Genomic DNA, 20,169 nt, shown 5'->3' with positions numbered 1-20,169 from the left:
TCACTTGTCAGCGCTTCCAGTGGCGGAAAGATTCCGGGAACTCAGCCGAACCCCCGAACCGGGCAGATAGTGCACGGTACACCGCGGGCACGGTCCCCCGCACCGCAATTGGCAACCTCAGCCATCGCGGGACGTACTGCTCGGCCCGTTCCGCCGTGATCGCCGCCAGCACCGCCGCGGCGACCTTGTCCGCGGGCACCGGCCGGGGGCTGCGCCGCTGGTAGGGACGGCCGCGGCGGGCGAAGAACTCGGTGTCCACCACCCCGGGCACGACCACCCCGACCCGCACGCCGGTACCGGCCAGTTCCAGCCGCAGGCTCTCGGCGAAAACGTCCACCCCCGCCTTGGTCGCCGAGTACACCGACTCCCCCGCCACCCCGGCCCGGCCGGCGATGGACGTGACGAAGACCACCACCGACCGGGGGCGGTCGAGGAGCGCGGGCAGCAGGGCGCGGGTCAGTTCGACCGGCGCGGCCAGGTTCACGGAAAGCAACCGCCGCACGTCGGCAGCGGACATCCCGGACACCGGCCCGGCGTAGCCCATCCCGGCGTTGTTGACGAGCACGTCCACGCGGCCCGCCCGCGCGGCGATCTCCTCCGCAGCGGCCTCCACCGCGCCGGGCTCGGCGAAGTCGGCGCGGACGGTGATCCCGCCGGTGCGCTCCGCGAGCGCGTCCAGCCGGTCGCCGTCCCGGCCGTGCAGCACGAGGCGAGCACCGGCCTCGTGCAGCCGGAGCGCGGTGGCCGCCCCGATGCCCGACGAGGCGCCGGTGACCACCGCGACCGCTCCGCGGACGTCCATCCGTCAGACTCCGATCCGGCCGGCGCCCGGGCGCCGCCCACTCTTCAGCCGCGCTCGCGGCCACCGTCCGCGGCGGGGCAGGGCCCGCTACCCGGCCCGTGGCCCGACAGCCCGGCCATCACCCGGACGACACCGACTGCCACAGGCAGAGCCCCTGGGGTCACTCATCCGCCAGCGGACCCTGCCACCGTCGTGGCGGCGGAACCCGCCCCACGACCGCCCGCCGAGCCCAGGGCCGCGAGGGACGAGCCCGGCTGCCGCCGGCCCGGCTCCCACGCGGCTGTCACCGAGCGTCAGCCGGCGACCTGGACGGCGTCGACGACGAAGACGAGCGTCTCGTTCGGCTTGATCGGGCCGTTGCCGCGGGCGCCGTAGCCCAGGTCCGGCGGGATGACCAGCAGGCGGCGGCCGCCCTGCTTGATGCCCTCCAGGCCCTGGTCCCAGCCCGGGATCGCGGTGCCCTCGCCCAGCGCGAACGAGAACGGCGCCGAGCCGAACGAGTTCTGCTGGTCGACCTTGTCCGACCAGGTCACCAGGTCGTAGTCCATCTGCAGCGTGCTGCCGGCGTGGGCGGTGGCGCCGGTGCCCGGCTTCAGGTCCTTCGTCAGCAGCTTGGTCGGCGCGCTGCAGGTGTCCGGGATCGTGATCGTCGGCTTGGCGCCGAAGTCACCGGTCACGGTGATGTCGTCCGCGGTGCACTCGTGCGCGGCGCTGCCCGTGTCGTGCCCCGCCGAGGCGCTCGCGGACGCCGCCGCCGGCTCGGGCGCCGGGTAGGTCGGGCCGCCACCGGGCGGGAAGGAAGACGGGTCCTGGTCGGGCGCGCAGGCCCCGAGAGCGAGGGCGGCTGCCGCCGCGAGCACGATCTTGCCAGCGTTACGCATGGCGACACCTTAACCGGGCGTTGACGTCGGCCGTCCGGCGGAGTACAAGATGCCGAGCCGTTGCGTGGCACGGGTATAGGCGACGTAGAGGTCGTTCCAGCCGCGCGGCGACTCCGCCACGATTTCCTCCGGCGCGAGCACCACGACGCCGTCGAACTCGAGCCCCTTGGCCTCGGCGACGGTGAGCACCGACACCGCGTCGCCGTGACCGTCCAGTTCGGACCGGACCGCGCCCAGCCTGGCCGCCGGGACCAGCACCGCGACGGTGCCGCCGTCCGCGGCGGCCACCTCTTCGTCCACGATGGACGCCAGCGGGCGCTCGCCGAGCGGCGCGCGCCACGGCTCGACGCCGGTTTCCCGCACCGACGTCGGCACCCGCAGGTCCGGGTCCACCTCGCGCAGCGCCTCGGCGGCGCGGTTCATGATCTCCACCGGGGTCCGGTAGTTGACGGTCAGCTCACGCAGCCGCCAGCGGTCCCCGACGTAGTGGCCGAGCATGTCCCGCCACGACGACGCGCCGCCCGGCGCGCCGGTCTGGGCGACGTCGCCGACGACGGTCATCGACCGGCTCGGGCAGCGGCGCATCAGCAGCCGCCAGTCCATCGCGGACAGCTCCTGCGCCTCGTCGACGATGACGTGCCCGAACGTCCAGGTGCGGTCGCGGGCCGCGCGCTGCGCCGCCGTCAGGTGGCTGCTGCGTTCCTGCCGCTCGGCGAACAGCTCGGCGTCCAGGATGTCGGCGATGTTGATCTGGTCCTCGTCCAGGAGCTCCTCGTCCTGGTCCATGATGTCGAGCACACCTTCGGCGTAGGCGCGCTCCTCGCGCTCGCGCCGTTCGCGCGCGGCGCGCTCGGCCTCGTCGTCCTCGCCGAGCAGCTCGGCCAGCTCGTCGAGCAGCGGCACGTCGCCCGGCGTCCAGGGCGAGCGGGCAGGGCGCTTCAGCGCCGCGCGGTCGTCGTCGGAGAGCAGCCCCCCGGACGCGGACAGCAGGCGGTCCGGCTCGGCGAACAGGTCGCGCAGCAGCCGCTGCGGGGTGATCTTCGGCCACAGCTCGTCGATCGCCGCGGCGACGGTCTCGGATTCGGCGAGTTCCTTGCGGATCTCCACTCGGTCCCCCGCGTCCAGCACGGGCGCGTCGGCGTCTTCGCCCTCCGCGAGCGGGATGTCGGGGACCCCCTCGAAGAGGTCGACCTCCATGCGCACGGCGGCCCGCTCGGTCAGCGCGTCCAGCATCGCGTCGACGAACACGCGGCGCGCCAGGTTGTGCGGGCGGCGGGTGCGCCGGGCCTTGTCGCGCGCCCGCTCGACGACGGCGCGGTCGAGCACCAGTACGTCGTCGTCGAAGGCGACCTCGAACCGCTCCTCCGGCACCTGCTGGCGGTCGGCGACGGCCCTGGTGAGCACGTCGACCATGGCCAGCCTGCCCTTGACCTCGGCCGCCGCGCGGCTGTCCGCGCCGCGCGCCCGGATGCCGGGGAACAGCTGCCCGATCGTGGACAGCAGCACCCCGGTCTCGCCCAGCGACGGCAGGACTTGGCCGATGTAGTGCAGGAACGTGCTGTTCGGCCCGACCACGAGCACGCCGCGGGAGGCGAGCTGCTGGCGGTAGGTGTAGAGGAGGTAGGCGGCCCGGTGCAGGGCCACGGCGGTCTTGCCGGTGCCCGGCCCGCCCTGGACCACGACGACGCCGCTGAGGTCGTCGCGGATGATGTCGTCCTGCTCGGCCTGGATGGTGGCGACGATGTCGCTCATCTCACCCGTGCGCTTGCGCTCCAGGGCGGCGAGCAGGGCGGCCTCGCCGGCCAGGCCCAGGTCGGCCTGCTGCCCGTCGACGGCGCGCAGGTCGAGGATTTCGTCGTCGAGGCCGACGACCTTGCGGCTCAGCGTGCGGATGTGCCTGCGGCGCCGCACGCCCTCCGGCGAGGCGGCGGTGGCCAGGTAGAACGGCCGCGCGGCGGGCGCGCGCCAGTCCAGCAGCAGCGGCTCGTAGTCGCCGTCCTCGTCGAACAGGCCGAGCCGCCCGATGTAGGCGGGCGCCTGTTCGCCGTGGAAGTCGAGCCTGCCGAAGCACAGGCCCTGCTCGACGGAGCCGAGCTGCGCGAGCCGCTCGTGGTGAAGGCTGCTGGCGGCGTCCCGCTCGGCGCTCTCCTGCGGGGTCTCCCCGTGCGAGCGCAACGCCCGCTCCAGGCGCCGTTCGGCGGTGGTGCGTTCGGCGTCGAGCCTGCGGTAGAGCATGGACACGTAGTCCTGCTCGTGCTGAAGGTCGGTCGTGTTCTCGGGTTCCCGGTCCTCAGCCACGGACAAGAGCAACCTGCTTTCGGCATCGGGTGACAAGTCGGCCTGGAACCCAACGAAGGCGAGCGCCGGAAGATTCCCGGCCGAGCGCGTCAGAACGGCAGGCCGAGCGTGGGCAGACCGATCGCCGAGTCGACCGCGAGCGCGCAGAACAGGATCATCAGGTACGTGTTCGACCGGTGGAACAGGGCCATCGGCTTGGTCTCCACGCCGCGCCGGACGCCCGAGTAGAGGCGGTGCGCGTAGAAGAGGAACCAGGACCCGGCCAGCACCGCGAAGCTCGCGTACAGCCAGCTCGTCGCGGGCAGCAGGAGCAGCGTCCAGCCGACCATCACCCACGAGTAGATGAGGATCTGGCGGGCCACGTGCTCCGGCGTGGCGACCACCGGCAGCATCGGCACGCCGGCGCGCTCGTAGTCGTCGCGGTACTTCATGGCCAGCGCCCAGGTGTGCGGCGGCGTCCAGAAGAAGATGACGGCGAACATCACGAACGCGGGCCACTGCACCGTGCCGGTGACCGCGGCCCAGCCGATCACCACCGGCATGCAGCCCGCCGCGCCGCCCCACACCACGTTCTGCGCCGTGCGCCGCTTGAGCACCAGCGTGTAGACGAAGATGTAGAACAGGATCGTCGCGATCGCCAGCACGGCGGCCAGCAGGTTCACCGTGAAGTACAGCATCGCGAACGAGCCGGCGCCCAGCGCCAGCGCGAACACCAGCGCGTTGCGCCGCGGCACCGAGTCGCGGACCAGCGGGCGCCGCTTGGTCCGGTTCATCACCTTGTCGATGTCGGCGTCGATCACGCAGTTCAGCGCGTTCGCGCTGCCCGCGGCCATGGTGCCGCCGACCAGCGTCGCCAGGATCAGCCACGGCGACGGGATCGTGCGCGCGGCGAGGAACATCGCCGGGATGGTGGTGACCAGCAGCAGCTCGATGACCTGAGGCTTGGTCAGGGCGACGTAGGCGCCGACGATCCGGCTCACGCGCCGCAGACCACGCGGGCGCTCGCCTCCGGGGTCGACAGCGCTGGTGCTGTCACTGCGCCCGTGCGCAGCGTTCACCAACGACAATTCCGCTCCCTGAGTCAGATTCGGGTGGCACCGGGGCAGCCCGGCACCGCAACCGATCGTAATCGCCGTGCTCGCACCCTGCGCGCACCGGGGTGCGCGAGCCGCGTGTGTCGGCCCCGGAGCCGCCGGGTACCCGACCTACTAGGCTGGCGCCGGGGTTTGCGCTTGTGGTCGTGCGCACGCCCGCTAGCAGGAATATCGTCTCTTCGGGATCGATTGAGATGAGTGGAGCCTGCGCGCGCGAAGACCCCCACGACAGAAGAAGTCACAGACAAGGACGGGGAGTTCGAGTTCAGTGTCCGATATCGCCTCCATCAGCGAGAACAACCCACTGCTGCGGCGGAACCTGCCCGCCGACTGGACCGACCTCGACACCCGCGCGGTCGACACCGTCCGGGTGCTGGCCGCCGACGCGGTCGAGAACTGCGGCAGCGGTCACCCCGGCACCGCGATGAGCCTGGCGCCGGTGGCGTACTCGCTCTTCCAGCGGATCATGCGCCACGACCCGAGCGACCCGGAGTGGCCGGCGCGTGACCGGTTCGTCCTGTCCGCCGGGCACTCCAGCCTGACGCTCTACATCCAGCTGTACCTCGCCGGCTACGGCCTCGAGCTGGAGGACCTCAAGCAGCTGCGCAAGTGGGGCTCGCAGACCCCGGGCCACCCGGAGTACCAGCACACCAAGGGCGTGGAGACCACCACCGGCCCGCTCGGCCAGGGCCTGGCCAACGCGGTCGGCATGGCGATGGCCGCCCGCCGCGAGCGCGGCCTGCTCGACCCGGACGCCGCGCCCGGCGAGAGCATCTTCGACCACCACATCTTCGTGATCGCCTCCGACGGCGACATCGAGGAGGGCGTCACCTCCGAGGCGTCGTCCATCGCGGGCCGCCAGGAGCTGGGCAACCTGGTCGTCATCTACGACGACAACAAGATCTCGATCGAGGACGACACCAACATCGCGCTGTCCGAGGACACCGCGAAGCGGTACGAGGCCTACGGCTGGCACGTCCAGGTCGTCGAGGGCGGCGAGGACGTCGTCGCGATCGAGGAGGCCATCGCGGCCGCCAAGGCGGAGACCACCCGCCCGTCGTTCATCCTGCTGCGCACCGTGATCGGCTACCCGGCGCCGAACAAGATGAACACCGGCAAGGCGCACGGCGCCGCGCTGGGCGCCGAGGAGGTCGCCGCGGTCAAGAAGATCCTCGGCTTCGACCCGGAGCGCAGCTTCCAGGTCGAGGACGAGGTGATCGAGCACACGCGCAAGGCGCTGGAGCGCGGCAAGCAGGAGCGCGCCGCGTGGCAGGAGCGCTTCGACGCGTGGGCCGCCGCCAACCCGGAGCGCAAGAAGCTCGCCGACCGGCTGGCCACCCGCGACCTGCCCGAGGGCTGGGCCGAGAAGCTGCCGAGCTGGGAGCCCGACGCCAAGGGCATCGCGACCCGCAAGGCCTCCGGCGAGGTCCTCAACGCGCTGGCCGACGTGCTGCCGGAGCTGTGGGGCGGTTCGGCCGACCTGGCCGAGAGCAACAACACCACCATGAAGGGCGCCGACTCGTTCGGCCCGGAGAAGGCCTCCACCGGCATGTGGAAGGCCAACCCCTACGGCCGCACGCTGCACTTCGGTGTCCGCGAGCACGCCATGGGCTCGATCCTCAACGGCATCGCGCTGCACGGCGGCACCCGGCCCTACGGCGCCACCTTCCTGGTGTTCAGCGACTACATGCGCCCGCCGGTGCGGCTGGCCGCGCTGATGCACGCGCCGGTCATCTACGTGTGGACGCACGACTCGATCGGCCTCGGCGAGGACGGCCCGACGCACCAGCCGATCGAGCACCTGGCCTCGCTGCGCGCCATCCCGGGCCTGAACGTGGTCCGTCCCGCCGACGCCAACGAGACCGCGGGCGCGTGGAAGGCCGCGCTGGAGGACAAGCGCCACCCGTCGGGCCTGGCGCTGACCCGCCAGAACGTCCCGGTGCTCGAGGGCACCGCGGCGGACAAGGTCGCCAAGGGCGCCTACGTGCTCGCCGAGGCCTCCTCCGGCACCCCGGAGGTCGTGCTGATGGCGACCGGTTCGGAGGTCCAGCTGGCCGTCGAGGCGCGCAAGACGCTGGAGGCCGACGGCGTGCCCACCCGGGTCGTGTCGGTGCCGTGCGTCGAGTGGTTCGAGGCGCAGGACGAGGCGTACCGCGAGTCGGTCCTGCCCAGCGGGGTGAAGGCCCGCGTGTCGGTCGAGGCCGGCATCGCGCAGCCGTGGTACCGCTGGGTCGGCGACGCCGGTGAGATCGTCTCGATCGAGCACTTCGGGGCCTCGGCCGACTACCAGACCCTGTTCCGCGAGTTCGGGTTCACCGCCGACGCCGTGGTCGACGCCGCGCGCCGCTCGCTCGCCAAGACCAAGAACTCCTGAATCACCGCAAAGGGGATGAAGTCATGAGCGACAACCTTGCTCAGCTGTCTCAGGCCGGCGTGTCCATCTGGCTCGACGACCTGTCGCGCGAACGGCTGAACTCCGGCAACCTGGCCGAGCTCATCCGCGACCGTCACGTGACCGGCGTGACCACCAACCCGACGATCTTCGCCAACGCGCTGGCCGACGGCGAGTCCTACGACGCCCAGGTCCGCGAGCTGGCCGCCCGCGGCGCGGACGTGCACGCCGCCGTCCGCGAGCTGACCACCACCGACGTGCGCAACGCCGCGGACCTGTTCCGCGACATCTACACCCGCACGAACGGGGTGGACGGCCGCGTGTCGATCGAGGTCGACCCGCGCCTGGCCCGCGACGCCGACAAGACGGCCGCCGAGGCGCAGGACCTGTGGAAGACCGTCGACCGGCCGAACATCCTCGTCAAGATCCCGGCCACCGAGGAGGGCCTGCCCGCGATCACCAAGACCCTGGCCGAGGGCATCAGCGTCAACGTCACGCTGATCTTCTCGGTCGAGCGCTACCGCGCGGTGATCGAGGCCTACTTCGCCGGGCTGGAGCAGGCCAAGGCCAACGGCCACGACCTCGCCACGATCGAATCGGTCGCCTCGTTCTTCGTGTCCCGTGTGGACACCGAGATCGACAAGCGGCTGGACGCGATCGGCACCGACGAGGCCAAGGCGCTGCGCGGCGAGGCCGCCATCGCCAACGCCCGCCTGGCCTACGCCGCCTACGAGGAGCTGTTCGCCACCGACCGCTGGCAGGCGCTGGCCGCCGCGGGCGCCCGGCCGCAGCGCCCGCTGTGGGCCTCCACCGGCGTGAAGGACCCGTCCTACTCGGACACCCGCTACGTGGACCAGCTCGTCGTGGCCGGCACGGTCAACACCATGCCGGAGAAGACGCTGCTCGCCGCCGCCGACCACGCCAAGGTCGAGGGCGACAAGGTCACCGGCACCGGCGCGCAGGCGCAGGAGGTGTTCGACAAGCTCGCCGCGGTGGGCATCGACATCCCGGACGTCTTCCGCACGCTGGAGGACGAGGGCGTGGAGAAGTTCGACAAGTCCTGGGCCGAGCTGCTGGAGACCGTCACCGGGCAGCTCGAGAAGGCGAAGGGCTGACGCCGTGGTGGGGGAAGAGCTGACCGTCACGATCAGCGACGAGGAGCTGGCCGCGCAAGCGGCCCCGCTGGTCGACGAGCTCGTCGCCGACCAGGTCGCGTCCAAGGTCGCGGCGCAGGACCCCACCCTGTGGGGCCCCGACGCCGAGTCCGAGGCCTCGATCCGGCTGTCCTGGACCACGCTGCACAAGTCGTCGCGCCCGCTGATCGGCGAGATCGAGGCGCTGCGCGAGGCGCTGCGCGGCGAGGGCGTCGACCGGATCGTCCTGGCCGGCATGGGTGGCTCGTCGCTCGCGCCGGAGGTCATCGCGGCGACCGAGAACGTCGCGCTGACCGTGCTGGACACCACCGACCCGGGCCAGGTCGCCGACGCGCTGGCCGGCGACCTCCAGCGCACGGTGCTGGTGGTGTCGTCGAAGTCCGGCGGCACGGTGGAGACCGACAGCCACCGCCGGATCTTCGCGAAGGCGTTCGCGGACAACGGGATCGACGCGGCGCGGCGGATCGTCGTGGTCACCGACCCCGGTTCGCCGCTGTCCGAGCTGGCCGAGAAGGAGGGGTACCGCAAGGTGTTCCTCGCCGACCCGCACGTGGGCGGGCGCTACTCGGCGCTCACCGCGTTCGGGCTGGTGCCCGCCGGGCTGGCCGGTGCGGACATCGCCCGGCTGCTCGACCAGGCCGCGGCCGCCGCGCAGGTCCTCGGCGCCGACAGCGCCGACAACCCGGCGGTCAAGCTGGCCGCCGCGTGGGCCGCCGCGCACAACGCCGGCGCGGAGAAGGTCGTGCTGGCCGACACCGGCTCCGGCATCACCGGGTTCGCCGACTGGGCGGAGCAGCTGATCGCCGAGTCCACCGGCAAGCTCGGCACCGGCCTGCTGCCGGTCGCCGTGGACGGCCCGGCCGCGCCCGGCTTCGCCGACGCGGGCGCCGACGCGACCCCGGTCGCGATCGGCCCGGTCACCGGTGCCGCCAAGGTGGCCACCACCGGCTCGCTCGGCGCGCAGTTCCTGCTGTGGGAGTTCGCCACCGCGATCGCCGGGCGGCTGCTGAAGATCAACCCGTTCGACCAGCCGGACGTGGAGGCCGCGAAGAAGGCCGCCCGTTCGCTGCTGGACGACCCGTCGAAGCTGACCGGCGGCGAGACGCCGACCACGGTGGACGACGCGGTGGAGATCTTCGCCCCGGCCGGCGTCTCGGGCGACGGCTCGCTGTCCGACGTGCTGCGGGAGTTCCTGGCGACCGCGCCGGAGGGTGGCTACCTCGCGGTGCAGGCCTACCTGGACCGGCTCGACGACGCCTCGGCGGCGCTGCTGCGTCCCGAGCTGGCGAAGCGGACCGGGCTGCAGACCACCTTCGGGTGGGGGCCGCGGTTCCTGCACTCGACCGGCCAGTACCACAAGGGCGGTCACCAGAACGGCATCTTCCTGCAGATCACCGGCGCGAACGAGGACGACCTCGACGTGCCGGACCGGCCCTACACCCTGGGCCAGCTGCAGCACGCGCAGGCGCTCGGCGACGGCCAGGTGCTGACCGAGCGCGGCCGTCCGGTGCTGCGGCTGCACCTGACCGACCGGGCCGCGGGCCTGGCTGAGCTCATGCGCGCGGTACAGGAGGCCGAGTGAGCAATAAGGGGTGGAGCAACCCACTCAGGGATCCTCGCGACAAGCGGCTGCCGAGGATCGCCGGGCCGTCCAGCCTGGTGATCTTCGGCGTCACCGGTGACCTCTCCCGCAAGAAGCTGATGCCGGCGATCTACGACCTGGCCAACCGCGGGCTGCTGCCCGCGGGGTTCTCGCTGGTCGGCTTCGCGCGGCGGGACTGGGAGAACGAGGACTTCGGGCAGCTCGTGCACGACGCGGTCGCCGAGCACGCCCGGACCCCGTTCCGCGAGTCGGTGTGGAACCGGCTCGCCGAGGGCATCCGGTTCGTACAGGGCACGTTCGACGACGACGACGCGTTCGACCGGCTCGCGCAGACCGTGCGCGAGCTGGACGCCGAGCGCGGCACCGGTGGCAACACCGCGTTCTACCTGTCGATCCCGCCCAGCGCGTTCCCGGTGGTGACCAAGCAGCTGGCCCGTTCGGGCCTGGCGCAGTCCGACGACGAGTCGTGGCGCCGCGTGGTGATCGAGAAGCCGTTCGGCCACGACCTGGCCAGCGCCAAGGAGCTCAACGCGATCGTCAACGACGTCTTCCCCGAGGAGTCGGTGTTCCGCATCGACCACTACCTCGGCAAGGAGACCGTCCAGAACATCCTCGCGCTGCGCTTCGCGAACCAGCTGTTCGAGCCGATCTGGAACGCCAACTACGTCGACCACGTGCAGATCACCATGGCCGAGGACATCGGCCTCGGCGGTCGCGCCGGGTACTACGACGGCATCGGCGCCGCGCGCGACGTGATCCAGAACCACCTCCTCCAGCTGCTCGCGTTCACCGCGATGGAGGAGCCGCTGTCGTTCGAGCCGCGGGCGCTGCGGGCGGAGAAGATCAAGGTTTTGCGGGCCACCAAGCCGATGCAGCCGTTCGCCGAGACCACGGCGCGCGGCCAGTACACCGGCGGCTGGCAGGGCGGCAAGAAGGTGCCGGGCCTGCTGCAGGAGGCCGGGTTCGCGAAGGACTCGACCACCGAGACCTACGCCGCGGTGTCGCTGGAGGTGCAGAACCGCCGCTGGGCGGGGGTGCCGTTCTACCTGCGCACCGGCAAGCGGCTGGGCCGCCGGGTCACCGAGATCGCCGTCGTGTTCAAGCGGGCGCCGCACCTGCCGTTCGACTACACCTCGACGGAGGAGCTGGGGCAGAACGCCCTGGTGATCCGGGTGCAGCCGGACGAGGGCGTGACGCTGCGGTTCGGCTCGAAGGTGCCGGGCACCACGATGGAGGTCCGCGACGTCACGATGGACTTCGGCTACGGGCACGCGTTCACCGAGTCGTCGCCGGAGGCCTACGAGCGGCTGATCCTGGACGTGCTGCTCGGCGAGCCGTCGCTGTTCCCGGTCAACGAAGAGGTCGAGCTGTCCTGGGAGATCCTCGACCCGATCCTGGAGTTCTGGGCGAAGAACGGCACGCCCGAGCCCTATCCCCCGGGCACCTGGGGTCCGCCGTCGGCGGACGAGGTCCTGGAGCGCAGCGGCCGGAACTGGAGGCGCCCGTGATCATCGACCTGCCTTCGACCACGACCTCGCAGGTCAACCGCAAGATGGTCGAACTGCGTGAGCGCGGTGGCGCGGTGGCGCTGGGCCGGGTGCTGACGCTGGTGATCGTCGACGACGACGGCGAGCACCTGGAGGAGCACATCGACGCGGCCAACGAGGCCAGCCGCGAGCACCCGTGCCGGGTGATCGTGCTGGCCCGCGGGTCGCGCACGGCCGCGGCCCGCATCGACGCGCAGATCCGCGTCGGCGGCGACGCCGGTGCGAGCGAGGTCATCATCCTGCGGCTGTACGGGCCGCTGGCGTCGCAGGGCCAGAGCGCGGTGATCCCGCTGCTGCTGCCCGACGCGCCGATCGTGGCGTGGTGGCCCAGCTCCGGCCCGAAGGTGCCGGCGCAGGACCCGATCGGGGAGCTGGCGCAGCGCCGGATCACCGACTCGGCGGCGGAGCGCAACCCGATAAGGGCTCTGGCGGCGCGCCGGAAGGCGTACGTGCCGGGCGACACGGACCTGGCGTGGACGCGGCTGACCAACTGGCGCGCCCAGCTGGTCGCGGCGCTGGACCTGCCGCCGTACGAGAAGGTCACCGGCGCCACGGTGACCGGTGAGGCCGACTCGCCGTCGACGGAGCTGCTCGCGGGCTGGCTCGCCGAGTACCTGAAGGTGCCGGTGCGCCGGGTCAAGACGACCACCGCGCAGGGCATCGTGTCGGTGGAGCTGGAGCGCCGCTCGGGCGCGATCGCGCTGCACCGGCCGGACGGCAAGGTGGGCACGCTCATGCAGCCGGGCCAGCCGACGCGGCGGATCGCGCTGCACCGGCGCAACACCAAGGACTGCCTGATCGAGGAGCTGCGGCGGCTCGACCCGGACGAGGTGTTCGAGGCGTCGCTGCAGGGCCTGGACAAGCTGGCCTCGGGTTCGGTGGGCGCCGCCAAGAAGAAGGCGCCCACGAAGAAGCCGGCGAAGTCGGCGAAGGCGAGCGCGTGATGGCCTCTTCCGAAGTAGTGGTCTACGCCAACGGTGAGCTGCTGGCGGCTGCCGCGGCGGCCCGGCTGGTGACGCGGCTGGTGGACCTGCAGGCCGCGAAGGGTTCGGCGTCGCTGGTGCTGACCGGCGGCGGCACCGGGATCGCGGTGCTGGAGCAGCTGCGCCGCTCCCCCGCCCGGGACGCGGTGGACTGGTCGCGGCTGGACCTCTACTGGGGCGACGAGCGGTTCGTGCCCGCGGACGACGACGAGCGCAACGAGAAGCAGGCCCGCGAGGCGCTGCTGAACCACGTGCCCGTCGACCCGAAGCGGGTGCACGCGATGGCGGCCTCGGACGGTGAGTTCGGCGACGACGTGGACGCGGCCGCGGCGGCGTACGCGCAGGTGCTGGCGGACAACGCGCGGCCGGAGGACCACGGCGACGTGCCGCAGTTCGACATCTGCCTGCTCGGTCTCGGCGGTGAGGGCCACACCGCGTCGGTGTTCCCCGAGTCGCCCGCGGTGTACGAGACGGAGCGGTCGGTGGTGGCGGTGCGCAACTGCCCGAAGCCGCCGCCGACGCGCGTGTCGCTGACGCTGCCCGCGATCCGGCGCTCGCACGACGTCTGGCTGATGACGACGGGTGAGGCGAAGGCCGACGCCGTCGCGCTGGCCCTGTCCGGCGCGGGCGAGGTGCAGGTGCCCGTGGCGGGCGCCCGCGGCCAGCGGCGGACGCTGTGGCTGCTGGACCGCACGGCGGCGAGCAAGCTGTCGAACGTGTACCAGCCGCCGACGGCGTGATCTGAGTCAGGACGAAGGCCCGCCGGCGCTCGCCGGCGGGCCTTTCGCTTGCGCGGCCCGTGTTGACTGATCACATGCACCGCACTCCCCTGTCCCGGCGGACCTTCGGCAGGCTCACCGGCGCCGCCGGCGCCGGGCTCCTCGCCGGTGGCGCGCTCACCGGGACGGCGCACGCGGCGACGTGGCGGGCCACCGGCACCGCGGTGGCGGCGTTGAGCGCCTTCGACACCCAGATGAAGACGTTCATGCAGGCGCGGGGCATCCCGGCCGGGCAGCTCGCCGTCACCTACGGCGGCCGGCTCGTCCTCGCCCGCGGCTACAGCACCGACAGCACGCTGACGGTGCAGCCGACGTCGCTGTTCCGGATCGCCAGCCTGTCCAAGCCGATCACCGCCGCCGCCGTGCTGCGGCTCGCCCAGGACGGGCAGCTGGCACTGGACACGCCGGTCACCTCGATCCTGGACCTGCCTGCCACCGCCGACGCCCGCTGGCCGCAGATCACCGTGCGACGGCTGCTGCAGCACCTGGGCGGCTGGGACCGCGCGATCTCCGGCGACCCGAACTTCGCCGACCGCACGATCTCGCGTGCGCTCGGCGTGCCGCTGGAGCTGTACCCGGACGACGTCATCCGCTACATGGCCGGGCGGCCGCTGGACCACACGCCCGGCACCACGTACGCCTACTCCAACTTCGGGTACCTGCTCGCCGGGCGGGTCATCGAGGAGGTCAGCGGCCTGGCCTACGCGGACTACGTGCGGCAGAAGCTGCTCGCCCCGCTCGGGATCACGCGGATGGCGCAGGGCTGGAGCATCGCCCGGCACACCGGCGAGGTGCCGTACCGGTCCCAGTACAGCGGTGTGACGGTGCTCGACGCCTCCGGGGCGACCGTGCCCAGCCCGTACGGCACGTTCAGCATGCGCGTCCACGGCGCCAACGGCGGCTGGATCGCGTCGGCGGTCGACCTGGTCCGCTGGGCGCGCGTGTTCGACCAGCCGTCCGCGGTGCTGAACAGCGCTTCGCTGGGCCAGGTGTTCGCGCAACCGGAGACCGGGATCGGCAGCGGCGGCTCGTACTACGGGCTGGGCTGGCTGGTGCGCCCGGTCAGCGGCGGCACCGGGCGCAACACGTGGCACGACGGCTCGCTGCCCGGCACCTACACCCTGATGGTGCGCAACTACCAGGGGGCGAGCTGGGCGGTGCTGTTCAACCAGCGGGACGACGCGTCGGGCCTGTCCTACAGCGACATCGACGCCGCGCTGTGGACCGCCTACCGCGCGGTGACGAGCTGGCCGTCGGGCGATCAGTTCCCGTCCTACTTCTGAGCGTCGGGCGCGGAGTTCACCGCCACCCCACACGTCCCCGTTAGCATCCGCACATTGTTGCGCCCACTCGCGTCCCGATCGGGTGATCTCGGACTCTCATAGGCAGTCCACAAGACGAGTGAGGTCCAAACCATGAGCACCGAGGGACTCTCCATCGGGATTTCGGTCGGCGGCCCAGGCGCGGGGGCCGCCGACCGGGCGCACCGCGGCTCGCGCCGGGCGGCTCTGGCTCGCCGCGTGGTGTGGGCGCCGCTGGCGATCGACGCCACCGCGATCCTCATCGCCGTGCTCGACGTCTGGCTCGTCATCCCCGAGAAGGCGCCGCCGTACTCGATCTACCTGTCCGGGCTCGCCTGCCTGGCGCTGGCCGGGCGCCGCTGGATGCCGTTCGGCGTGGTGCTGCTGACCGTGCCCGGGTTCCTCACCGGCTGGTCGCAGCTGGCCGCGATGATCGCGCTGGGCATGCTCGCCACCCGCAAGCAGACCCACTGGCAGGTGTGGGTCGGCGCGGCGCTGGTGTGGATGTGCCGGTTCGTGCAGTGGCCGTTGAGCGACTTCGCGCAGCTGAGCTGGCGCGAGCACGTGCTGGACGGCATTTACGGTGTCCTGGTGGCCGGGATGCCGATCGCGATCGGGCTGCTGATCGGGGCCCGCGCGCAGCTGTCGCAGAAGCTGGGTGAGCTGGCCGCCAGCCGCGACCGGGAACGCAAGCTCACCGCGGACGCCGTACGCGCCGAGGAACGGGCCCGGCTCGCGCGCGAGATGCACGACGTGGTCTCCCACGACATCACCCTTATCGCGATGCAGGCGGGGGTGCTCACCGCCCAGGAGTCGCCCTCGGCCCGGCAGACCGCCGAGGTGATCCGGCAGCTGTCCACCCGCACGCTGGAGGAACTGCGGTCGCTGGTGGGCGTGCTGCGGTCCGGGCTGGTCGACGAAGGCCCGCAACCAGGCATCGCCGAGCTGGGGCGGCTCGTGCACAACAGCGCGGTCGCCGTGCGGCTGACCATGGACGAGGTGCCGGAAGAGGTGCCGCCGAAGGTGTCGGCCGCGGCGTACCGGACGGTGCAGGAGGCGCTGACCAACGTCCGCAAACACGCGCCCGGGGCTACCGCGACGGTGCTCGTCCGTGGCGAGGACGGGGCGTTGAGCGTGGAGGTGTGCAACGAGCGGCCACCTTGTGAGGCGGTGGCTGAGTTGCCTTCCGGCGGGTACGGGTTGACTGGGCTGGCGGAGCGGGCCCGGTTGCTCGGCGGGAGTTTGGAGACCTGCTCCACCGAGGATGGGGGGTTTCGGGTTCGTGCTCGTTATCCCTTGGCTGTGTAGCCGCTACGCGGGTGGTTAGGGCGCCGGGCTTCGCTTCGCTACGCCCGGATTGCGGCCTCCCGAACCCGATCTTTCAGTGTTTTAGCGGTCGAGCAGGCGTGTCAAGGCGGGAAAGCGTGCCTTGACACGCCTGGTCGACCGCCAAAGAAGGCTGGGGATCGGGTTGGGGAGAGGGGTGGTTCGGGAGGGTGGCGGCTTTTGTGGCCGGCTGCCTGTTTGTAGTGGTCTGCGGCGTGTTCAAGCACGAACGGACCCTGCCCGCCGGGGCAAGGCCGGCGAGGCGGGGTCCGTTCGGAGAAAGCGCTTCCTCAGATTTGACGGCGCTGACGCAGGCGCTCGAGCGCCTCGGCGAGGATGGCCTCACCGTCGGCGTCGCTGCGTCGCTCCTTCACGTACGCCAGGTGGGTCTTGTAGGGCTCGGTCCGCGGCGCGGCCGGCGGGTTCTTCTCGTCCTGGCCGGCAGGCAGCCCGCAACGCGGGCAGTCCCACTCGTCCGGCACCTCCGCGTCCATGGCGAACGACGGCTTGGACTCGTGCCCGTTGGCACACCAGTACGACACCCGGCGGCGGGGAGCGGCCTCGCCGCGCTCCGACTCGCCGGACGGACCGGCACCGACCCTGGTGCCTCTGATTGCGTTACCGCCAACCATGAATCCTCACAGTGTGGATAGGCGGCGCACCCCCCATAGGCACGCCCGTGCGTTCAGTGTCCGTCACACCTTCAGCAGCAGGCCCAGGCCCACGATGCTGATCAGCCAGATGGCACCCAGCAGCAGGGTGATGCGGTCGAGGTTCTTCTCGGCCACGCTCGACCCCGCGAGGCTCGACTGCATGCCACCGCCGAACAGCGAGGACAACCCGCCACCGCGCCCGCGGTGCAGCAGCACGGCGATCACGAGCAGCACGCTGGACGCGATCAGCAGGATTTGCAGGAACAGCTTCATCTCATCCTCTGGTGTTCGGCAGTTGCCTGATCGTGTGACGGTCTGAGGTTGCCAGACTACTCGCCGACCCCCTGGTTACGGCAGCGGCCCACCGGCAGCCAGCGCACAGAGCTTGGTGAACTCGTCGGCCTGCAGGCTCGCCCCGCCGACCAGCGCGCCGTCGATGTTGTCGCACGCGACGAGTTCGGCGATGTTGCCCGATTTGACCGACCCGCCGTACAGCACGCGGACCTCGTCGGCCACCTCGGCGCCGTACTTGTCGGCCAGTGCGCCGCGCAGCGCCTTGCACACCTCCTCGGCGTCGGTCGCCGTCGCGACCTTGCCGGTGCCGATCGCCCACACCGGCTCGTACGCCACCACGACGTCCTTGACCTGCTCGGCCTTGAGCCCCTTGAGCGCGGCGAGCAGCTGCTGGTGGCAGTGGTCGACGTGGCCGCCGGCCTCCCGCACCTCCAGCTTCTCCCCCACGCACAGGATCGGCTTGATGCCGTGCTTGAGCGCCGCCCGCACCTTCTTGCCGACCAGCTCGTCGTCCTCGTGGTGGTACTCGCGCCGCTCGGAGTGCCCGACCGTCACGTAGGAGCACCCGAGCTTGGCGAGCATCGGACCGGACACGTCACCGGTGTAGGCCCCGGAGTCGTGCGGCGAGAGGTCCTGCGCGCCGTAGGTCAGCAGCAGCTTGTCCCCGTCGACCAGGGTCTGGATGCTGCGGATGTCGGTGAACGGCGGGAGCACCGCGACGTCCACCTTCGCGTAGTACTTCTCCGGCAGCGAGAAGGCGATCTTCTGCACCAGGGCGATGGCCTCGAGGTGGTTGAGGTTCATCTTCCAGTTGCCGGCGATGAACGGCTTGCGCGCCATCAGGCATCACCTTCCAGCACCGCGACGCCCGGCAGCTCCTTGCCCTCGAGGTACTCCAGGGAAGCGCCACCACCGGTCGAGATGTGCGAGAACTTCTCCTCCGGCAGGCCCAGCACGCGCACCGCGGCCGCCGAGTCGCCGCCGCCGACCACGCTGAACGCGTCCGAGTCCGCGATCGCCTGCGCGACGCCCTTGGTGCCCGCCGCGAACGGGGCCATCTCGAACACGCCCGCCGGGCCGTTCCAGAACACCGTCTTCGCCGCGGCGACCTCGGCCGCGAAGTGCTCGGTGGTCCGCGGGCCGATGTCCAGGCCCATCCAGCCGTCCGGGATCTTCTCCGCCGCGACGGTGTCGGTGGCCGCGTCGGCGGCGAACTTGTCCGCCACCACCACGTCGGAGGGCACGACGATCTTGTCGGCGTGCTCGGCCAGCAGTTTGCGCGCGGTCTCCACGTAGTCCTGCTCCAGCAGGGAGGAGCCCACGCTGTGGCCCTGGGCGGACAGGAACGTGAAGGCCATGCCGCCGCCGATGAGCAGCCGGTCGACCTTCGGCAGCAGCGCCTCGATCACGGCGAGCTTGTCCGACACCTTCGACCCGCCGAGCACGACCACGTAGGGCCGCTGCGGGTCGCCGGTCAGCTTGCTCAGCACCTCCAGCTCGGCGAGCACCAGGCCGCCGGCGTAGGCGGGCAGCGCGCGGGCCACGTCGTAGACCGAGGCCTGCTTGCGGTGCACCACGCCGAAGCCGTCGGAGACGAAGGCGCCGCCTTCTCCGGTCAGCGCCGCGAGGTCGCGGGCCAGCTCGGCCCGCTCGTCCGCCACCTTGCTGGTCTCGCGCGGGTCGAACCGCACGTTCTCCAGCAGGGCGACGTCGCCGTCGGCCAGGCCGGCGACGACCGCGCGGGCCTGCTCGCCGACCACGTCACCGGCCAGGCGGACCTCCTTGCCGAGCAGCTCGCCGAGCCGGTCGGCGACCGGGCGCAGCGAGTACTTGGCCTCGGGGGTGCCCTTCGGGCGGCCGAGGTGGGCCGCCACGATCACCTTCGCGCCGGCCTCGGCCAGCCGCCGGATCGTGGGCAGCGCGGCGCGCACCCGGCCGTCGTCGGTGATGACCGAGCCGTCGAGCGGCACGTTCAGGTCCGACCGGACCAGAACGCGCCGCCCGGAGACACCCTCGGACAGCAGGTCTTCGAGAGTCTTGACTGCCATGGCCTCAGGAGAGCTTCGAGCCGACGAGCTTGACCAGGTCCGCGAGGCGGTTCGAGTAGCCCCACTCGTTGTCGTACCAGCCGAAGACCTTCACCTGGTTGTCGATGACCTTGGTCAGCGGCGCGTCGAAGATGCACGAGGCCGGGTCGTTGACGATGTCGCTGGAGACGATCGGGTCCTCGCTGTAGCGCAGGATGCCGGCCAGCGGACCCTCGGCGGCGGCCTTGTACGCGGCGTTGATCTCCTCGACGGAGGCCTTCTTGGCCAGGTCGACGGTGAGGTCGGTGATCGAGCCGGTGGGCACCGGGACGCGCAGCGAGTAGCCGTCCAGCTTGCCGTTCAGCTCGGGCAGCACGAGGCCGATGGCCTTGGCGGCGCCGGTGGAGGTCGGCACGACGTTCAGGGCGGCGGCGCGGGCGCGGCGCGGGTCCTTGTGGGGGCCGTCCTGCAGGTTCTGGTCCTGCGTGTAGGCGTGGATGGTGGTCATCAGGCCCTTCTCGATACCGAAGGCCTCGTGGAGGACCTTGGCGAGCGGGCCGAGGCAGTTGGTGGTGCAGGACGCGTTGGAGATGATCGTCTGCGAGCCGTCGTAGAGGTTGTCGTTGACGCCCAGCACGACGGTCAGGTCCTCACCCTTGGCGGGCGCGGAGATGATGACCTTCTTGGCGCCACCGGCGATGTGGGCCTTGGCGGCGTCTGCGTTGGTGAAGAAGCCGGTGGACTCGACGACGACGTCCACGCCCAGGTCGCCCCACGGCAGGTTGGCCGGGTCGCGCTCGGCGAGCGCCTTGATGGTCTTGCCGCCGACGACGATGCCGTCGTCGCTGACCTTGACCTCTTCCGGGTAGCGGCCCAGGACGCTGTCGTACTTGAGCAGCTGCGCCATGGTCGCGACATCGCCGAGGTCGTTGAACGCGACCACCTCGATGTCATGGCCCGCGGCCTGCACGGCGCGGAAGAAGTTGCGGCCGATCCGACCGAAGCCGTTCACACCTACGCGAACCGTCACTGCTG

At 71.7% G+C, this 20,169-nt stretch carries 17 protein-coding genes; 8 read left to right on the top strand and 9 right to left on the bottom strand.

What is annotated here, in order from left to right; translation table 11 throughout:
- Positions 1 to 7: 7 nt before the first annotated feature.
- The 4 genes from AMYTH_RS0101105 to AMYTH_RS0101090 form a co-directional block, all read right to left on the bottom strand.
- A complete protein-coding gene (locus AMYTH_RS0101105) occupies positions 8 to 802 on the bottom strand; it encodes an SDR family NAD(P)-dependent oxidoreductase (RefSeq protein ID WP_027928740.1) in 795 nt (264 codons plus the stop codon).
- Between the two features lie 293 nt (positions 803 to 1,095).
- Positions 1,096 to 1,683: an FKBP-type peptidyl-prolyl cis-trans isomerase gene (locus tag AMYTH_RS0101100; protein ID WP_017983021.1), complete on the bottom strand. Its 588-nt coding sequence runs from the start codon at positions 1,681 to 1,683 to the stop codon at positions 1,096 to 1,098.
- Positions 1,684 to 1,692: 9 nt separating this feature from the next.
- Positions 1,693 to 3,981, bottom strand: a complete 2,289-nt coding sequence (locus AMYTH_RS0101095; protein WP_027928739.1) for an AAA family ATPase — start codon at positions 3,979 to 3,981, stop codon at positions 1,693 to 1,695.
- A gap of 89 nt (positions 3,982 to 4,070) precedes the next feature.
- Entirely contained in the window at positions 4,071 to 5,048 is a 978-nt protein-coding gene (locus AMYTH_RS0101090) for a heme o synthase (protein ID WP_026153203.1), read from the bottom strand.
- Between the two features lie 295 nt (positions 5,049 to 5,343).
- On the opposite strand from AMYTH_RS0101090, the gene tkt reads away from it, so the two are divergent.
- The 8 genes from tkt (at position 5,344) to AMYTH_RS0101050 (ending at position 16,142) form a co-directional block, all read left to right on the top strand.
- Complete coding sequence (gene tkt, locus AMYTH_RS0101085; protein WP_027928738.1) at positions 5,344 to 7,449, top strand: transketolase; 2,106 nt, start codon at positions 5,344 to 5,346, stop codon at positions 7,447 to 7,449.
- A gap of 23 nt (positions 7,450 to 7,472) precedes the next feature.
- Positions 7,473 to 8,582, top strand: a complete 1,110-nt coding sequence (gene tal / locus AMYTH_RS0101080) for a transaldolase (protein WP_027928737.1) — start codon at positions 7,473 to 7,475, stop codon at positions 8,580 to 8,582.
- A 4-nt stretch (positions 8,583 to 8,586) separates the two neighbouring features.
- On the top strand, positions 8,587 to 10,203 hold the full coding sequence (locus AMYTH_RS0101075) for a glucose-6-phosphate isomerase (RefSeq protein WP_027928736.1): 1,617 nt from the start codon (positions 8,587 to 8,589) through the stop codon (positions 10,201 to 10,203).
- Positions 10,200 to 11,732: a glucose-6-phosphate dehydrogenase gene (zwf, locus tag AMYTH_RS0101070; protein ID WP_027928735.1), complete on the top strand. Its 1,533-nt coding sequence runs from the start codon at positions 10,200 to 10,202 to the stop codon at positions 11,730 to 11,732. The genes AMYTH_RS0101075 and zwf overlap by 4 nt, the downstream gene beginning before the upstream one ends.
- Positions 11,729 to 12,715, top strand: coding sequence for a glucose-6-phosphate dehydrogenase assembly protein OpcA (opcA, locus tag AMYTH_RS0101065; RefSeq protein ID WP_027928734.1), 987 nt, complete (start codon positions 11,729 to 11,731; stop codon positions 12,713 to 12,715). The genes zwf and opcA overlap by 4 nt, the downstream gene beginning before the upstream one ends.
- Positions 12,715 to 13,494, top strand: coding sequence for a 6-phosphogluconolactonase (pgl, locus tag AMYTH_RS0101060; RefSeq protein WP_027928733.1), 780 nt, complete (start codon positions 12,715 to 12,717; stop codon positions 13,492 to 13,494). The genes opcA and pgl overlap by 1 nt, the downstream gene beginning before the upstream one ends.
- A 74-nt stretch (positions 13,495 to 13,568) precedes the next feature.
- A complete protein-coding gene (locus AMYTH_RS43345) occupies positions 13,569 to 14,816 on the top strand; it encodes a serine hydrolase domain-containing protein (RefSeq protein WP_037322109.1) in 1,248 nt (415 codons plus the stop codon).
- Between the two features lie 132 nt (positions 14,817 to 14,948).
- A complete protein-coding gene (locus AMYTH_RS0101050) occupies positions 14,949 to 16,142 on the top strand; it encodes a sensor histidine kinase (protein WP_027928732.1) in 1,194 nt (397 codons plus the stop codon).
- Positions 16,143 to 16,450: 308 nt separating this feature from the next.
- Here the strand turns inward: AMYTH_RS0101050 and AMYTH_RS0101045 are convergent, their stop codons facing one another.
- From AMYTH_RS0101045 to gap, 5 genes are all read right to left on the bottom strand, one after another.
- Positions 16,451 to 16,792, bottom strand: a complete 342-nt coding sequence (locus AMYTH_RS0101045) for an RNA polymerase-binding protein RbpA (RefSeq protein ID WP_026153205.1) — start codon at positions 16,790 to 16,792, stop codon at positions 16,451 to 16,453.
- A gap of 63 nt (positions 16,793 to 16,855) precedes the next feature.
- Positions 16,856 to 17,086 (bottom strand): preprotein translocase subunit SecG, encoded by a 231-nt coding sequence (secG, locus tag AMYTH_RS0101040; RefSeq protein WP_017983033.1) that lies wholly within the window; start codon positions 17,084 to 17,086, stop codon positions 16,856 to 16,858.
- Positions 17,087 to 17,161: 75 nt separating this feature from the next.
- A complete protein-coding gene (tpiA, locus tag AMYTH_RS0101035; protein WP_027928731.1) occupies positions 17,162 to 17,947 on the bottom strand; it encodes a triose-phosphate isomerase in 786 nt (261 codons plus the stop codon).
- Positions 17,947 to 19,155, bottom strand: a complete 1,209-nt coding sequence (locus AMYTH_RS0101030) for a phosphoglycerate kinase (protein WP_027928730.1) — start codon at positions 19,153 to 19,155, stop codon at positions 17,947 to 17,949. The genes tpiA and AMYTH_RS0101030 overlap by 1 nt, the downstream gene beginning before the upstream one ends.
- 4 nt (positions 19,156 to 19,159) lie before the next feature.
- Positions 19,160 to 20,164, bottom strand: coding sequence for a type I glyceraldehyde-3-phosphate dehydrogenase (gap, locus tag AMYTH_RS0101025; protein WP_026153206.1), 1,005 nt, complete (start codon positions 20,162 to 20,164; stop codon positions 19,160 to 19,162).
- Between the last annotated feature and the right edge of the window lie 5 nt (positions 20,165 to 20,169).

The sequence above is a fragment of the Amycolatopsis thermoflava N1165 genome, from assembly GCF_000473265.1.
GTDB lineage: Bacteria > Actinomycetota > Actinomycetes > Mycobacteriales > Pseudonocardiaceae > Amycolatopsis_E > Amycolatopsis_E thermoflava.
Note: the sequence above shows the minus strand (reverse complement) of the source record. Positions and strands in the feature narration are given on the sequence as shown.

Excerpts from the sequence above, each read along its gene's own strand:
- AMYTH_RS0101105 (WP_027928740.1), bottom strand. The coding sequence starts at position 802 with ATGGACGTCCGCGGAGCGGTCGCGGTGGTCACCGGCGCCTCGTCGGGC.
- AMYTH_RS0101100 (WP_017983021.1), bottom strand. The coding sequence starts at position 1,683 with ATGCGTAACGCTGGCAAGATCGTGCTCGCGGCGGCAGCCGCCCTCGCT.
- tal (WP_027928737.1), top strand. The coding sequence starts at position 7,473 with ATGAGCGACAACCTTGCTCAGCTGTCTCAGGCCGGCGTGTCCATCTGG.
- pgl (WP_027928733.1), top strand. The coding sequence starts at position 12,715 with ATGGCCTCTTCCGAAGTAGTGGTCTACGCCAACGGTGAGCTGCTGGCG.
- AMYTH_RS43345 (WP_037322109.1), top strand. The coding sequence starts at position 13,569 with ATGCACCGCACTCCCCTGTCCCGGCGGACCTTCGGCAGGCTCACCGGC.
- AMYTH_RS0101050 (WP_027928732.1), top strand. The coding sequence starts at position 14,949 with ATGAGCACCGAGGGACTCTCCATCGGGATTTCGGTCGGCGGCCCAGGC.
- AMYTH_RS0101045 (WP_026153205.1), bottom strand. The coding sequence starts at position 16,792 with ATGGTTGGCGGTAACGCAATCAGAGGCACCAGGGTCGGTGCCGGTCCG.
- secG (WP_017983033.1), bottom strand. The coding sequence starts at position 17,086 with ATGAAGCTGTTCCTGCAAATCCTGCTGATCGCGTCCAGCGTGCTGCTC.
- tpiA (WP_027928731.1), bottom strand. The coding sequence starts at position 17,947 with ATGGCGCGCAAGCCGTTCATCGCCGGCAACTGGAAGATGAACCTCAAC.
- AMYTH_RS0101030 (WP_027928730.1), bottom strand. The coding sequence starts at position 19,155 with ATGGCAGTCAAGACTCTCGAAGACCTGCTGTCCGAGGGTGTCTCCGGG.